A 15042-nucleotide genomic window follows, 5' to 3' on the forward strand; every position below is an offset into this window, starting at 1 on the left:
GCTCCCGTCAATTTGACGAGAGCTTACCAGCAAGTGTAGCCGCCATCGACAACGACGACGCTGCCGGTCATCAAACTTGCCGCCTCGGAGGCCAGGAACAGCACCACCGAGGCGATCTCCTCGACCTGACCCATGCGGCCCATTGGGGTTCCGCCGATCCAGGCGTCGTACATGCGCGGATTGCTCTTCACGAAGGCGTTGAGCGGCGTCTCGATATAGGTCGGCGCCACCGCGTTGACGCGGATGCCGCGCGCCCCCCACTCGGCCGCCAGCGACTTGGTCAGATGGTGCACCGCGGCCTTGGACGCATTGTAGAAGCACTGCTCCTGCGGCTTGTTGACGATGAAGCCGGACATCGAGCCGATATTGACGATGCTGCCGCTCTTGGCCGCCAGCATGTGCTGGCCGAAGGCGCGGCAGCACCAGAAGGTGCCGTTGAGGTTGACATCGAGCACGTTGAGCCAGTGCTCGTCGGTGACGGTCTCGGCCGGTGTCTCGCTGCGCGCGATGCCGGCATTGTTGACGAGGATGTCCACCTTGCCGTAGCGCGCCACCAGATCGTCGGCGACCGCCGTAACCTGCGCCGAATTGGTCACGTCCATCAGCGCGGTCTCGGTGGTGAAGCCCTTGGCCTTCATCGCCGCCTGTGCGTCCGCGGCCGCCTTCGCATCCCGATCGGCGATCACCACATGCGCGCCCGCCTCCGCCAGCGCCTCGACGCAGGCCAGGCCGATGCCCTGCCCGCCGCCGGTGACCAACGCGGTCTTGCCGTTCAGTTTGAATTTTTCGAGATACATCGTCGTGGTCCGTTGTTGTCGTTGACGCCCGGAGGGGACGTCACCTCTCATGCGAAGATCGAATTGCCGCTCTGGTCGAAGCGGTAGATGCGGCTGGGCTCGGGCCGCAGCGTTACAGCGTCGCCGGCACTGAGCCGTTTCTCGCCGACGACGCGCACTGTCAGCGTGCCCAGCGCGCCGGCGTCGACGTAGAGAAAGGTGTCGCTGCCGAGATGCTCGGCGATCACGACCTTGCCGAGCCAGCCCCCGCCGCCCTCATCGACGACCGCGACATGCTCGGGCCGCACGCCGATCGTGGTCGCATGGTGCTTGTCCGCTTCCGCGCCGGTGATGAAGTTCATCTTCGGCGAGCCGATGAAGCCGGCGACGAAGAGATTGGCGGGGCGCTGATAGAGCTCGATCGGCGAGCCATATTGCTCGATGCGGCCGGCGTTCAGCACCACGATCTTGTCGGCCATGGTCATGGCCTCGACCTGGTCGTGCGTGACGTAGATCGCCGTGGTCCCGAGCTGCTTCTGCAGCCGCGTCACCTCGAGCCGCATCTGCACCCGCAGCGCGGCATCGAGATTGGATAGCGGCTCGTCGAACAGGAACGCTTTCGGCTCGCGCACGATGGCGCGGCCGATCGCGACGCGCTGGCGCTGGCCGCCGGAGAGCTCGCGCGGCTTGCGGTCGAGATAGGGCGTGAGGTTCAAGGTCGCCGCGGCGGCCTCGACCTTGCTGTTGATCTCGGCCTTTGGCAGCCCGGCCATCTTCAGGCCGAAGGCGATGTTGCCGCGCACGCTCATGTGCGGATACAGCGCATAGGACTGGAACACCATCGACAGGCCGCGCTTGGCCGGCGGCACGTCGACGACATTGTTGCCGTCGATCAGGATGCGGCCGCCGGAGACATCTTCCAGCCCTGCGATCAGGCGCAGCAGCGTGGTCTTGCCGCAGCCGGAGGGGCCGACGAACACCACGAAGGCACCGTCGGGAATGTCGAGGTCGGCGCCCTTGATGATGTGGACCGGCCCGAACGATTTCTGCACACCCTCAAGCGTGATCCGTCCCATGATTCAGCCCCTTTATTACTTCACTGCGCCGAAGGTCAGCCCGCGCACGAGCTGCTTCTGGCTGAACCAGCCGATGATCAGGATCGGCGCGATCGCGAGCGTCGAAGCCGCCGACAGCCGCGCCCAGAACAGGCCTTCGGGGCTCGAATAGGAGGCGATGAAGGTCGTCAGCGGCGCCGCCTCCAGGGTCGACAGGTTCAAGGTCCAGAACGCCTCGTTCCAGGCCAGTATCAGGTTGAGCAGCAGGGTCGAGGCGAGGCCCGGGATCGCCATCGGCGTCAGCACGTAGATCAGCTCGCGCCCGATCGTGGCGCCGTCCATTCGCGCTGCCTCGAGAATGTCCTTGGGGATCTCCTTGAAGTAGGTGAACAGCATCCAGATCACGATCGGCAGATTGCCGAGGCACAGGATGAAGACCAGCCCAGTCCGCGTATCGAGCAGCCCCATGTTCTTGTAGATCAGATAGATCGGAACGAGCACGCCGACCGGCGGCATCATCTTGGTCGAGAGCATCCAGAGCAGGATGTCCTTGGTGCGCCTGGTCGGCGCAAACGCCATCGACCACGCCGCCGGAATGGCGATCAGCATCGCGATCAGGGTCGAGCCGCCGGCGACGATCAGCGAGTTCAGCGCGTGGTGCAGATAGTCGCTGCGCTCCTGCACGGTGACGTAGTTCTCGGTGGTCCAGTGGAAGAACAGGAACGAGGGCGGCGTCGCGAACGCCTCCAGCTCGGTCTTGAAGCTCGCCAGCACCATCCACAGGATCGGGAAGAAGATCACGAACCCCGCCAGCCACGCGGCCACGGTCGAGATCGCGACATGACGTCCGGTGACCTTGCGCGCCATGGTGTTACGCCTCGAGGTTACGGCCGACGATGCGGACCAGGAAGAAGGCGACGATGTTGGCGATGACCACCGCGACGAGGCCGCCGGCCGAGGCGGTGCCGACGTCGAACTGGATCAGCGCCTGCGAATAGACCAGGAAGGCGATGTTGGTGGTCTGCAGCCCCGGCCCGCCGCCGGTTGTGACGAAGATCTCGGCAAACACCGTGAGCAGGAAGATGGTCTCGATCAGGATCACCACCGTGATCGGGCGCGCCAGATGCGGCACAGTCAGGTAGATGAAGCGCGACAGCGCGCTGGCGCCGTCCATCTCGGCGGCCTCCTTCTGCTCCTCGTCGAGCGACTGCAGCGCGGTCAGCAGGATGAGCGTGGCGAACGGCAGCCACTGCCAGGCCACGATGAAGATGACCGCGAGCAGCGGCGCGTCGGTGAACCAGTCGACCGGTGTCATTCCGAGCGAGGTCGCGATCCACGCGAACAGGCCGGACACCGGGTGCATCAGCAGGTTCTTCCACACCAGCGCGCTGACCGTCGGCATCACGAAGAACGGCGCGATCACCATCAGGCGGATGATGTTGCGGCCGATCACGGGCTGGTCGAGCAGGATCGCAAGGGGAATGCCGAGGCCGATGGTCAGCAGCAGCACCGAGCCGACCAGCACCAGCGTATTCTGCAGCGAGGCGAGGAAGGCCGGATCGGTGAGGAAGTAGGTGAAGTTCTCGAAGCCGACGAAGCTTTCCGAGCCGGGATCGAGCAGGCTGTAATGCAAGGTCGAGAAGTAGATCGTCAGCGCCAGCGGCACGATCATCCAGATGAACAGCAGAATCACCGCCGGCGACATCAGCGCCCGGGCGAGCAGTTGCGTCTGTCTGGTGGCCATTGCTGCTGTCCGTCTGCTCGATGAACTGCTTGCTCGGTAAAAACCGCCGTCGTTGCGAGCGAAGCGAAGCAATCCAGGGTCGCGGGCGTGACTCTGGATTGCTTCGTCGCTTCGCTCCTCGCAATGACGGAGTCCGGGGCTTCCCGTAGGGTGGGCAAAGGCGCGAAAGCGCCGTGCCCACCATCTTAACCGTTGTCGTGACGCGGTGGGCACGCTTCGCTTTGCCCACCCTACGAATGCTCGCAGGTCCCATCCGCATCGGAGAGAAAATGCGGCCATCCCTGTGGGGAGGGATGGCCGCCAGTGATCAGCTCGGGAGGAGTTTCGTGTCGAGCTGATAGACTTGGCGCGCCTATTTGATGTAGCCGGCGCGTTTCATCTCACGTTCGGTGGCGGACTGTGCCGCCGCGAGCGCCGCATCCACTGTCATCGATCCGGCGAGCGCGGCCGAAAACTGCTGCCCGACCGCGGTGCCGATGCCCTGGAATTCAGGAATGGCGGCGTATTGCACGCCGACATAAGGCACCGGCTTCACCGTCGGATGGTTCGGATCGGCGGCGTCGATCGAAGCCAAGGTCAGCTTGGCGAACGGCGCGACCTTCAGGTACTCCTCGTTCTTGTAGAGCGAGGTGCGCGTCCCCGGCGGCACGTTGGCCCAGCCGTCCTTCGAGGCGACGAGCTTGAGATAGTCCTTGCTGGTCGCCCAGGCGATGAACTTCTCCGCCGCCTCGACCTTCTTGGAGCCGGCGGGCACCGCGAGGCTCCAGGCCCACAGCCAGTTGGCGTTCTTGCCGAGCCCGGCATTGGGCGCCAGCGCGAAGCCGACCTTGTCGGCGACCTTGGAGTCCTTCGGGTTGGTCACGAACGAGGCCGCGACCGTGGCGTCGATCCACATCGCGCATTTACCGGAATTGAACAGCGCGAGATTTTCGTTGAAGCCGTTCGAGCTGGCGCCGGGAGGTCCCGCCTCCTTCATCAGCTCGACATAGGTCGACAGCGTCTTCTTCCATTCCGGCGTATTGAACTGCGGCTGCCATTTCTCGTCGAACCAGCGCGCGCCGAACGAGTTCGACATCGCGGTCAGGAACGCCATGTTCTCGCCCCAGCCGGCCTTGCCGCGCAGGCAGACGCCGAACACGCCGGCCTGCTTGTCGGTGAGCTTCTTGGCGGCGTCGATGACGAAGTCCCAGGTCGGGCTCTCCGGCATCTTCAGCCCGGCCTTGTCGAACAGGTCGGTGCGATACATCACCATCGAGCTCTCGCCGTAGAACGGCGCGGCGTAGAGCTTGCCGTCGACCGACACGGCGTCCTTGATCTTGGGCAGGATGTCGTTCGCGTCGTAGTCGGCGCCGAGCTCGTCGAGCGGCACCAGCCAGTTCTTCTTGGCCCAGATCGGCACCTCGTAGGTGCCGATGGTGAGGATGTCGAACTGGCCGCCCTTGGTGGCGATGTCGGTGGTGACGCGCTGGCGCAGCACGTTCTCTTCCAGGGTCACCCATTTCACGGAGATGTCGGGATTGGCCTTGGTGAATTCGCTGGTGAGGCCCTGCATCCGGATCATGTCGCCGTTGTTGACGGTGGCGATGGTCAGGCTCGTCTCCGCCAGTGCGGGCGTAACTGTCAGCAGCGTGGCGGCGCCCATCAGGGCGGCAAGCGTGCTCGTCCGAGTGAAGATGGTCTTCACGGTCTCCTCCCTTCCCGTGTCTTTTGAATATATGCTCACGGGCTGAGCTGATGTTCACAACACTGGTCGGGCTTTGTCAAGCATGCGCCGGCGCCCACAGGTTGTGCGGCGCGACAGAGATCGGACTTTGATAGAAGGAAGCGCAGCGCCGCGGGCATTCACCCCAGGACGGCGCGCGCCGTGGCCTCGTCGGTGATCAGGCCATTGATGAGACGACCGGTCAGTGCGGCGCGGATCGCCGGGATCTTCGCCGGCCCCAGCGCCGCCGCGATGGTCATGGCGCGGGCCGGCACCTCGGGCGGAATGCTGGTGAGCCGGCGGTTGGTGCCGCCAGCGATCACCTTGCCGCCGGCGTCATAGGCCCAGCCGGTGATCTCGCCGATGGCGCCGAGCCGCATCATCTCGGTGAGTTCGTCGCGCGTGACGAAGCCGTCGACATGCATCTGCGCCTTCTGGTCCATCTGGCCGATGCCGACCAGCTTGAGATCGGCCTTGTCGGCGACCGCCTTGACCTTGGCGATGGCATCCAGCCGGACCATGCGGTCGCGCTCGTCCTCGCTGCCCATCAGGAACGGCAGCGGCATCGGATAATGCCGCGCGCCGGTGCGGTCGGCGAGGCGGCCGACGGTGTCGAAGAAGCTCGCCGAGCCGTCCGCCAGGATGTTGCCGACCAGCGAGACGATCTGATGCTCCGGGCGATCGATCGGCGAGACGCGCTCGACCGCGGCGCGCACCGCCCGCCCCGTTCCGAGCGCAATGATGACCGGCGTCTCGGCGCGCAAGGTCGTCTCCAGCAGGTTGGCGCAGCGCTCGGCGATCCCCGCGGCGCCCGCCGGGGCGGCCGGATCGGTCGGTACCACCTCGCAATGCACCAGCGCGAACCGCTCCCTGAGCTGCGCCGCGAGCGCCATGCAGGACGCGATCGGGTGTTCGAGCCGGAAGGTGATCAGCCGCTCGGCGAGGCACAGCGACACCAGCCGCTGCGCCGAGGCGCGCGACACCTGCAGCATCCGGGCGATCTCGTCCTGGGTGTGGCCGGCGATGAAATACAGCCAGCCGGCGCGGGCGGCGTCGTCGAGCCGGGATTTTTCGCTGTCGCCTGCCATGACGCAGAGCGGTCTCCTTCTCAGACACGTCGTCCCCCGGCCGAGCAGGGGCGCGACGGTGATCGGCCGGCACTATGGCATGGCCGCCACGGCGCCGGGAACCGAAGCCCGCCACCATCCCCAGCCGGACGCGGCCGGGTCATTCAGACCAGATCATATGCCCCGATCATGGGCAATAGCCCAGGCTCGGAAGGTTGCAACCCAAGCCCCGGAACCTCGCTCGCCGCACGACGGCTGCGCATCCGCGAGGGATGCGGCGCCTCGGCCGGCCGCTTAGCTCGGAGGCATGGCCCTCCCAGCTCTCGTCCGCCCCCGCCGCGCCGCTCCGGTGCTCGTCTGCCGCAAATGCCTGAAGCGCAGCGATGACCCCAAGGAAATCAGGAAGGCCATCAAGCACGCGCTGAAATCCCACGACAGCTCTGGTCACGGCGCAGGCGAGAAGCCGGCGCGCATCGTCATGACGAGCTGCTTCGGCCTGTGCCCGAAGCGGGCGGTCGTGGTCACCGGCGGCGTCCGCGCGGCGCGTGGCGAATATGTACTCGTCTCCGCAGCCAAGGACGTGCCCAGCGCCTTGGCGCTGCTGCGCGATGATCCGAACAGGCCGGGTTGAGATCGTGATGGTGAACAGGACCTTACGCCGGACGCTCGAGTCTCATCGGCGGTCTTGACACTTGCTTGGTGCGCCGCGGGCTTAGCTGGCGCATCACGTCACCAGCAAGCGCCGCCATGAGTCCCACCGCCACCATCGCAGTCTCCGGCATGCAAGCCGCCTCGCGCCGGCTCGAGGTGTCCGCCTCGAACGTCGCCAATGCCCGGAGCACGGGCGCGCTGCCCAACGCCGACGGCACGCTGCCGGCCGGCGCGCCGAAGGCCTACGACCCGCTCGAGCTGGTGCAGAGCGATGTCGCCGGCGGCGGCACGCAGACGACCATCACGCGGTCGAGCTCGGGCACGTCCGCGAGCTACGATCCCTCCGCGCCGTTCGCCAACAAGGACGGCCTGGTCGCCGCGCCCAACGTCGATCTCGCGCAGGAGATGATCAGCCAGCTCGTCGCCAAATACAGCTTCGCCGCGAACGCGAAAGTGCTGAAGGCGAGCGACGAGATGAGCAAGACCGTGATCGACATGAAGGTATGAGCCCGACCGGCCGGTGGATCCGGCCGCTCATCCAGCGGCGTCACCTCATTCGGCCAGCACCTGCGGCTCGACCAGCAGCCCCTGCCGCTCATAGCGCCCGCGCGTCCGGCTGAAACGCATCACCACCGCATGACGCTTGCTCTTCGCCTTGGCCCGCCGCGACAGCAGCGCGTTGCCCGCCGGCAGAAAGACGAGATCGCCGAGACCGACGCATGAGAGACACGCCGGACCGCCATCCTCCATCATGAGCAGATCGCCCGTTCCGCCGCAGCGATGACAGCTCCAGCCGTCCCGCGTCGGCACGATCGCCACCAGCTCCGGCGCCCGGCTCGCCTTCTCCGCCACACGCTTGCGCTTCTTCGCGGAGAGCTCCGACGAGACCCAATGCGTCCGAAACAGCGCCTCGCGTGCCGGATCATTGCCGCGGCTGAACTGCAGCGGCTGCCGGCGCGGCGTCTGCGCGACATAGGCGGCCTCGCTCGGGGTCAGCCCCTTGGCGAGCGCCCAGGTGCGAACATGCGTCATCGCCTCGCTGATGCGGGGGAGGCTGGAGCGTATGACCTCCTCGAGCGTGCCGGCCTGCCCGCGCCGCCACTGCTGCAGTAGCGACGCATCGAGCCAGCCGAGGCCGCAGAACACGTCGGCGACGCTGACATAATGCTGCTCGGCCAGCACCGCCTCGGCCGCCCTGGCGACCCGATCGGACAGCGGCTCGTTGTTCCTTCGGCTCATCGCCGCACCTTGCAGAAATTGAACGCTGACAAGGCACGCATTATCCGACGGAGCCGGCGGCGATCAAGCGCCGCGCGACGCCCATCGGGCCATGCGGCGACATGGCCCGATCCGACCACGCGAGGAGACGTCCTTACGCGCTCTTCGCGACCACGCCCTGCCCGGCGCGCTCGCCCGTCACCTCGCCGGCCGGCTCCGGGCTGAGCCAGCGATAGATGAAGCCGCCGGCCGCGCCGCCGAGCAGCGGCGCTACCCAGAACAGCCAGAGCTGCGCCAGCGCCCAGCCGCCGACGAACAGCGCCGGCCCGGTGCTGCGCGCCGGGTTCACCGAGGTGTTGGTGACGTGGATGCTGATCAGATGAATGAGCGTCAGCGCCAGCCCGATCGCCAGCGGCGCAAATCCGGCCGGCGCCTTGCCATGGGTCGCGCCCATGATCACGAACAGGAACATCATCGTCAGCACGAACTCGCTGAGCAGGCAGGCCCCGAGCCCATATTTGCCGGGCGAATGCTCCGCATAGCCATTGGCGGCAAAGCCGCCCGCCGTGCTGAAGTCCGGCGCCCCGCTGGCGATCGCATACAGCACGGCCGCGCCGACGATGGCGCCGACCACCTGCGCGATGATGTAGGGCACGATCAGGCCGGTCGGGAACCGCCCGCCGCACGCCAGCCCGACCGTCACGGCCGGATTGAGATGACAGCCCGAGATGTGCCCGATCGCATAGGCCATGGTCACCACCGTGAGCCCGAACGCCAGCGCCACGCCGAGCATGCCGATCCCGACATCGGGCACCCCGGCCGCGATCACCGCACTGCCGCAACCGCCGAAGGTGAGCCAGAACGTCCCGATCGCCTCCGCCACGAGCTTGTTGTTGGTGCCGTTCATCATCGCCTCCCTGGGTGCGTGTGATTGGCTGGAGCCCTGCCTCTCCCGTCGATGGAGAAGATGATCACTTCGGCAACCTGGAGTCAAAGCCGGATTCGCGGTGGCCGTGGGATGCCTGAAACTTCGAGTCCGCAACAGTCAGCTTAGTTCGTAGGGCGGATGAGCGCAGCGTCATCCGCCGGCTTACGATGCTTGCCAACAGTCGTCGGCGCTCCTTCCTGGAGGAAGCTCGTTCCTGCCGCGAACCAGCTCGATTGCCGAGGGATTACTCGTCGAGCTTGCGGCCGGCGGTCCAAAGCCGACGTCGATGATCCCGCATGGCGGATCACGCTCCGCTCATCCCCGCCCGACGCGCTATCGATCTTGCCGGCACGCCGGCGAAAGCATCGGCACGTTCGCCCACGGCCAATTGTGCCAACGCCCATCGTCGCCGACGCAAGCGGAGGCTGTCGGTGACGGGGCGGCTGTCGCGTCCGTGGATGCTTCGAGCGCGGCAAATCGATGGTCGACATAGGTCGTGGACAGAACTCCGGCGACGGTCACCACCAGGACGACCGCAAATCCCTTGGCTGAGTCACTCCAGCGCATGTCGTCACCTCCCTTGTTCGACGTGCCAGGACCACATGGGAATACTTTGACGCGCAATCGCGCGGCGGACCGTGAGAGAGGTCACATCGACATCTAACCGGATGCGCGGATCCACATTTGCGGTGACGTATCGCCAAAGTGTGGAGAACCACAACCATTGCTTGCGCTATTGGCGCTAGGACAGCATTCATTAGAGCCGATCATGGCTTGACTTCCGAGCCTTAAATCTGAGAAGCGCTCCATCGCTTCGTTATGGGCCGAGCTAGACACCTGTTGAACGCAGGAGCCTCGATGAGCGTAACCGGTGAACCTCAGCCATTGCAGCTGTCACTGACTGGCGACAAAGCACTATCGGCCATAACTGACGATGAGTTTGGCCTGAACGAAGTAGTCACAAAGCTAGCAGATGCTCTCGCTACTAGAATCCGTGGCGACGGCTATGCGATCGGCATCGACGGGCCTTGGGGCAGCGGGAAGTCAACCTTCGTAAATTTCATTGCCGACGAGCTACAGAAGATCGCCGGTCAGCACGTTCTACGATTCGAGCCATGGCTGGTGGGCGACAAAAGCATGCTCATCGCCTCGTTCTTCGGCCAATTGGCATTTGAGATCGACAGAATCGAAGGGTCTTCCGAGTTCGGATCGTCGTTCACACGATGGCAACTCAGGCGAGCAAGAAGGAAGCTCTCCTCTTCCATACGCAAGTATGGAACGTACGTCGCAGCGCTAGCAGGCCCGCTAGGCAAAGCTGCCTCTATTGATCCGAGTGGCCTTATTGGCGCCGCCGCGGTTGGGCTCGCCGCAACAGGTCCGATATCCAAGTTTTTCGGGGCTCCGATGGCTCTTGAGCAACTCAAAGCAGAAATCATTGCGGGGCTGAACGGACTAAAGAAAGATCGCGCAGACCTAAGGTTCGATGTGATCATTGACGACGTCGATCGGCTGCCGCCGGATGACGCCGTCGAGATACTAAGGATGGTTCAAAAGGTAGCTGACCTGCCGTGTATAACTTACCTCATTTGCTATGACTCCAACGTCTTGTCCGAACAGGTCAGGCGTAGACTCCTTGTCAAAGATGGCCGCGGCTACACCGAAAAGATCTTGCAAGAGGTGATCCATATTCCACCACAGGAGCCTTTTGCGCTCCGTCGTGCGTTGAAGGCAAAATTGCAGCGAGCTTTTCCCAAAGAATTCACGGGAGTTCAGTTTGATCGAGACGTCGAGTATAGATTTCATATTCTGTTCGATGTCTGGGCAGGGCAGTTCCTCGCGACCCCTCGCGACGTTGCTCGGCTCTTTGACTCCGTTGTGCTGAACTGGCCGCTGCTCCCGCCCCGCTCAGATTTTTGGGATTTCCTTTGGCTTCAGCTTGTAAAACACAAGTCGCATGACCTGTACGTGTGGACCCGCGAGTACCTACAGAGCGTTGGCGCTTATCGCGATGGCGGCCGCGCCGGAGACACTTTGCCGGGAGAGATGGCGAAGCGTCTAAAAAATCTGATGAAGATATACGGCTGGGACAGCCGTCCCTACATTTCTGGCATCAATAGTTTCCTTCCCGGCATTGCTTCATTCGTGTTTGACGACGAGAGCAAGCAGAAAGTTTTCGACTTCACGCGGGCGGAGCTGGGAGAATTTGAGGCCAAGAGAAGGTTGGGAAGTCCGAGCCACTGGCGGCAATACTTCGCCTTCGAGGCGCCATCTTACGCGATTCGAGACAGTGACGTGACGGAGTTTCTCGCTGCTTGCTCCGCAGGCGTGGGCAAAGCTAGAACCGTGCTGTGGAGCCTATTGGAACGCAAGCACGAGCGCCGCGGGCATTTCGTTGATCTGTTGCTGGACAGACTTCTCGATTTGCCTGCAGACTCATATCCTCAAGCGGAAGCCAACGGCATGCTTGCGACATTCGCGCTGACTATGGACGACTTAGCACGTGAAACCAAGTCCTTCAAACTGTACGGAGATAGCGAGATTTGGCGCAAGTCAGCTAGGCTCTTGCACAGAAGCAAACCATCTCAGTTTGTAGAGGTCGTCGGCAAAGCGAAGGCTGTGAGTTGGCTGTCGCATGTGATCAGAGACCAAGGTTTCGCCCACGGGTTGCCAGCCGGCAACCGCAGCTATCCCGAGCGCCAATGGCTAAACAGAAACGAACTGGATGATTCGATTGCTGTCATTACCGCTCGATACGAGAAGATGGGAGCGAAGAGAATTTTCAAGCTGATTTATCCTTCAGAGGTACTCTTTTGTTGGATACAGCTTGGAGACAAAGATCGTGCTAGGGAGCACATAGCCACAGCAGTCCAAGACGACGCCGTGTTCCTGGGTGCACTGGAGGCGATGCGGGGTTGGCAAAATAGCTCGGAAACTGGGGTGACCTATCCTCTGCGCGCGCAGACGATCGAAAACTTCCTAGATTTGGAGGAGACGTTCACAAGGCTCACGTACCTTTGCGGTGAGAGGAGTCGGAATCGCGCTATCCGCGACCAAGCCTCGGCTCTCATGGCGGCCTGGGAAAAAGCAAGGTCTTAGTGGTTGCGAGCTAGAATGGTCTTCTTTGTTCGGAATCGGATTCGCAAGGGAGATGCTGGGGTGCGGAGGCCAGCATGGATGGCGATCGTATTCGGGCGATATCCGCGAGCGGGCGCTGGGAAGATTGCGGTGACGGGGCATGAAATCTTCAGCCCCGCCCGCGAACATTCGGACTCCCACCCATCACGCCGCCCGCGGCTTGTTCACCGTCTCGATCCGGTCGAGCGTCTTGCCGAGGCTGCGTTTCGCGATCTGGACATCGTAGTCCGTCTGCAGGGTGAGCCAGAGCTCGGGCGTCGTATCGAGTGCTTTGGCGAGCCGGAGCGCGGTGTCGGCGGTGATGCCGGTCTGCTCGCTGGCGATCCGCTCGATCCGCGTTCGCGGCAGGCCGCACACCTTGGCGAGCGCGCCGGCGGACATTCCGAGCGGAGTGAGAAACTCTTCGCGTAGAACTTCACCGGGATGCATCGGCTTCAACTTCTTGGTCATTGCAGCGCCTTTCAGTGATAGTCGACGATTTCGACGTTCGCCGGACCGTCTGCCGTCCAGATGAAACATACCCGGAATTGGCCGTTGATGCGGATCGAATGCTGCCCTTGACGATCTCCCGTCAGCGCCTCCAGCCGGTTGCCGGGCGGCGATCGCAAGTCGCCGAGGTCTGCTGCGGCGTTGAGATAGCGCAGCTTCCGGCGGGCCACTTTCAGCAAGTCGGACGGAAAGCCCTTCGGGTTCTCGCCGTCGAAGACAGCTTCGGTGATCTTGTCCCGGAAGCTTCTGATCATGCCGACCTATGTATCACCTAATGATACATAGGTCAAACGATGTCGAGTTCTCTGAGTTGTCCGCGCTGCTTCTACCAACGCACATGTCGTCGGCCTGAGCATCTCAGCTCCGCACAAACAGCCCGTCGTGCTGATTCCCCTTGCGCCGTCGGGCAAATCACCTCCACATTTCCGGCCATCCCGCCCGCACTGAGAGGGGCGTATCGCGATCGTCACGGGACGTTGCGGCGGGGAGCGGTGGCCGCGGGGCGACGCAGCATCTCCTTGGGGGTGCGGACGAACGTCGTCGTGTGGACGGTCAAGCCGTGTGGTCCCGACACCCCGATGCTGGTGTCTTGGTCGGCGACATCCCGATGACGGGGGCAACAAGCCCGGTCCCCTGGGAGAGCACGGAGCAGCCGTTCAAACCATTGCGCAGGGAAGGCCGGGTTGATTCCGGCTGAGCCTGTGGTTCCTGCCCCGTGCACTTCTTTCGCACGGGGGCCATGGGTGCCAGTCGGCACTCGGTCTTCCCTGCGCCCTCTCAATTGATGAGGACGCCAACTGCAGCAGAGCTCGGGCCGATCCGGCCGCGAGGCCGCGGCGGCATGGGCGTCAGCAAGACTGCGACGAGCGGCGGGCTGTTTGACAGAGTTGATTGGAGATCAGGGAGCGTGGCTCAAGAGAGAGCTGGGGGCTCAAACGCCCGGCTTCGCCAAAAGGCTACGCCGGGCACGCTTCGCTCTTCGGGCACTAGCGCGGCTGCGCCACGCGTAGCCCGAAGGGCGAAGCGTGGTGCCCAGGGGCGGAATCGAAAATTTCTGTATCAGCATGATTAATATGATGTTTTTCGCGCGCCAAAGGCATCGTGTACCTGCCAGTGTACCCGACGATCATCTCTCCTCCGCCACAGTTTACCCCCCGCTCTGGCCTGAGCTACGTGGAGAATCTCCGCTGGCTGATCGATGAAGGCCCCCGCCAGTACGCGCCGAGAGAATGTTCTCGCGCTGGCCATGATGCGTCCTGCGAATTCGAGCTCACTGGCCCAAAAAGACGCGAGCGAGCCGCGATCCAAAGAGGGGAGTCAGAATGCACCCCCACGAGGGCGACTTTGGCTCTTAAGGTTCCGAGGTCGAGTGCGCGACGCGCAACTCCCCTCATAGCGGGCCGGACTTAAGGCGATGCCGCGGCGGAGACCGCCCCCTTGCGGTACTGACGCCCCAGTGGCTAAACAGCCGCGGGTGGCGTCAATGGCCTCGCAAACAACCGGAACACCAGTTTATGTCCCATGGACTGATGATCGCAGCGATAGGCGGTGCTTATGCCGGCTCGCCGGTCGCGGCAGCGTTCGTGCAAGCCGGCCAGCCCGCGATCGGATTTGACATCGACGTCGTCCAAATGGCCAAGCTAGAAGACGGTAGGGACAGCAGCTATGAGATCCCGTCGGCCGCTCTGAATCGGCCGGACTTGCACTTCACCAGCGATCCGAGCGAGACGGCCGCCGATCCGAGCGAGACGGCCGCGGCTGCTTGCGTCTTCGTCACCGTTCCGATCGACAGTGCCCACCAAGCCGATCTGGGCTCGATGCTCCCGGCCACGCGAGCCCTCGGGAAGGCGCTTGAGAAGGAGATCGGCCGTCCGCGCATCATGAAGATGTTGCCGATGCAGCCGGAGACGTCGAGACCAACTATGCTGATGTCAGCGATCTCGAGCGCGACATCGGCTTCCGGCCGGCAACCTCGATCGCCGACGATAAAGGACATTTTGCAAAATGGTACCGCGACTACCATCGGATTTGACGGGTTGATTTCATGACCGGACGCATCATTCCTCTCATCATGTGCGGCGGCGCCGGGACCCGGCTCTGGCCGGCCTCGCGCGAGGTCAGGCCGAAGCAGTTCCTGCCGCTGTTCGGCGCCCATTCCACATTCCAGGACACGCTGCTGCGCGTCTCCGATGCCGATCTTTTCGAGCGGCCGATCATCATCACCAACCTGGCCTATCGCTTCATGGTGCTGGAGCAACTGGCCGAGATCGGCATCGA

Annotated in this window: 15 protein-coding genes; 5 read left to right on the forward strand and 10 right to left on the reverse strand. The window is 63.6% G+C overall.

Features of this window, described 5'->3' with window-relative positions:
* Positions 1-23: 23 nt before the first annotated feature.
* The 6 genes from QX128_RS08445 to QX128_RS08470 form a co-directional block, all read right to left on the reverse strand.
* Complete coding sequence (locus QX128_RS08445; protein WP_316181062.1) at positions 24-797, reverse strand: SDR family NAD(P)-dependent oxidoreductase; 774 nt, start codon at positions 795-797, stop codon at positions 24-26.
* Between the two features lie 47 nt (positions 798-844).
* Positions 845-1852 (reverse strand): ABC transporter ATP-binding protein, encoded by a 1008-nt coding sequence (locus tag QX128_RS08450; protein ID WP_316237196.1) that lies wholly within the window; start codon positions 1850-1852, stop codon positions 845-847.
* Between the two features lie 15 nt (positions 1853-1867).
* Complete coding sequence (locus tag QX128_RS08455; protein ID WP_316218065.1) at positions 1868-2698, reverse strand: carbohydrate ABC transporter permease; 831 nt, start codon at positions 2696-2698, stop codon at positions 1868-1870.
* 4 nt (positions 2699-2702) lie between these two features.
* Positions 2703-3575, reverse strand: coding sequence for a sugar ABC transporter permease (locus QX128_RS08460; protein WP_315804652.1), 873 nt, complete (start codon positions 3573-3575; stop codon positions 2703-2705).
* Positions 3576-3927: 352 nt separating this feature from the next.
* Positions 3928-5217 carry a sugar ABC transporter substrate-binding protein gene (locus tag QX128_RS08465; protein ID WP_316237211.1) on the reverse strand — a complete coding sequence of 430 codons (1290 nt, stop codon included), beginning with the start codon at positions 5215-5217 and terminating at the stop codon, positions 3928-3930.
* A 200-nt stretch (positions 5218-5417) separates the two neighbouring features.
* Positions 5418-6365, reverse strand: coding sequence for a sugar-binding transcriptional regulator (locus QX128_RS08470; RefSeq protein WP_316181057.1), 948 nt, complete (start codon positions 6363-6365; stop codon positions 5418-5420).
* A gap of 286 nt (positions 6366-6651) precedes the next feature.
* Here QX128_RS08470 and QX128_RS08475 point away from each other — a divergent pair, with 286 nt between their 5' ends.
* Both QX128_RS08475 and QX128_RS08480 read left to right on the forward strand, forming a co-directional pair.
* Complete coding sequence (locus QX128_RS08475) at positions 6652-6975, forward strand: hypothetical protein (protein WP_316181055.1); 324 nt, start codon at positions 6652-6654, stop codon at positions 6973-6975.
* Between the two features lie 116 nt (positions 6976-7091).
* Complete coding sequence (locus QX128_RS08480; RefSeq protein WP_316237197.1) at positions 7092-7502, forward strand: flagellar basal body rod protein FlgC; 411 nt, start codon at positions 7092-7094, stop codon at positions 7500-7502.
* A 45-nt stretch (positions 7503-7547) separates the two neighbouring features.
* On the opposite strand, the gene QX128_RS08485 is transcribed toward QX128_RS08480, so the two are convergent.
* Both QX128_RS08485 and aqpZ read right to left on the reverse strand, forming a co-directional pair.
* The gene (locus tag QX128_RS08485) at positions 7548-8234 is read right to left on the reverse strand and encodes a hypothetical protein (RefSeq protein WP_316237198.1); all 687 of its coding nucleotides are present in this window, start codon (positions 8232-8234) and stop codon (positions 7548-7550) included.
* Positions 8235-8367: 133 nt separating this feature from the next.
* Positions 8368-9120: an aquaporin Z gene (aqpZ, locus tag QX128_RS08490; protein WP_316237199.1), complete on the reverse strand. Its 753-nt coding sequence runs from the start codon at positions 9118-9120 to the stop codon at positions 8368-8370.
* Between the two features lie 879 nt (positions 9121-9999).
* Here aqpZ and QX128_RS08495 point away from each other — a divergent pair.
* Positions 10000-12237: a P-loop NTPase fold protein gene (locus tag QX128_RS08495; protein ID WP_316237200.1), complete on the forward strand. Its 2238-nt coding sequence runs from the start codon at positions 10000-10002 to the stop codon at positions 12235-12237.
* A 183-nt stretch (positions 12238-12420) separates the two neighbouring features.
* Here the strand turns inward: QX128_RS08495 and QX128_RS08500 are convergent, their stop codons facing one another.
* On the reverse strand, positions 12421-12726 hold the full coding sequence (locus tag QX128_RS08500) for a HigA family addiction module antitoxin (protein WP_316237201.1): 306 nt from the start codon (positions 12724-12726) through the stop codon (positions 12421-12423).
* A gap of 11 nt (positions 12727-12737) precedes the next feature.
* Positions 12738-13019 (reverse strand): type II toxin-antitoxin system RelE/ParE family toxin, encoded by a 282-nt coding sequence (locus tag QX128_RS08505; protein WP_316237202.1) that lies wholly within the window; start codon positions 13017-13019, stop codon positions 12738-12740.
* A gap of 1260 nt (positions 13020-14279) precedes the next feature.
* Here QX128_RS08505 and QX128_RS08510 point away from each other — a divergent pair.
* Both QX128_RS08510 and QX128_RS08515 read left to right on the forward strand, forming a co-directional pair.
* Positions 14280-14813 carry a hypothetical protein gene (locus QX128_RS08510; RefSeq protein WP_315804660.1) on the forward strand — a complete coding sequence of 178 codons (534 nt, stop codon included), beginning with the start codon at positions 14280-14282 and terminating at the stop codon, positions 14811-14813.
* Positions 14810-15042, forward strand: a 233-nt coding sequence (locus tag QX128_RS08515; RefSeq protein WP_316237203.1) for a sugar phosphate nucleotidyltransferase, incomplete at its 3' end; no start/stop codon positions are given. The genes QX128_RS08510 and QX128_RS08515, both read left to right, overlap by 4 nt.

The organism is Bradyrhizobium sp. SZCCHNR1015, assembly GCF_032489875.1.
Classification (GTDB): domain Bacteria; phylum Pseudomonadota; class Alphaproteobacteria; order Rhizobiales; family Xanthobacteraceae; genus Bradyrhizobium.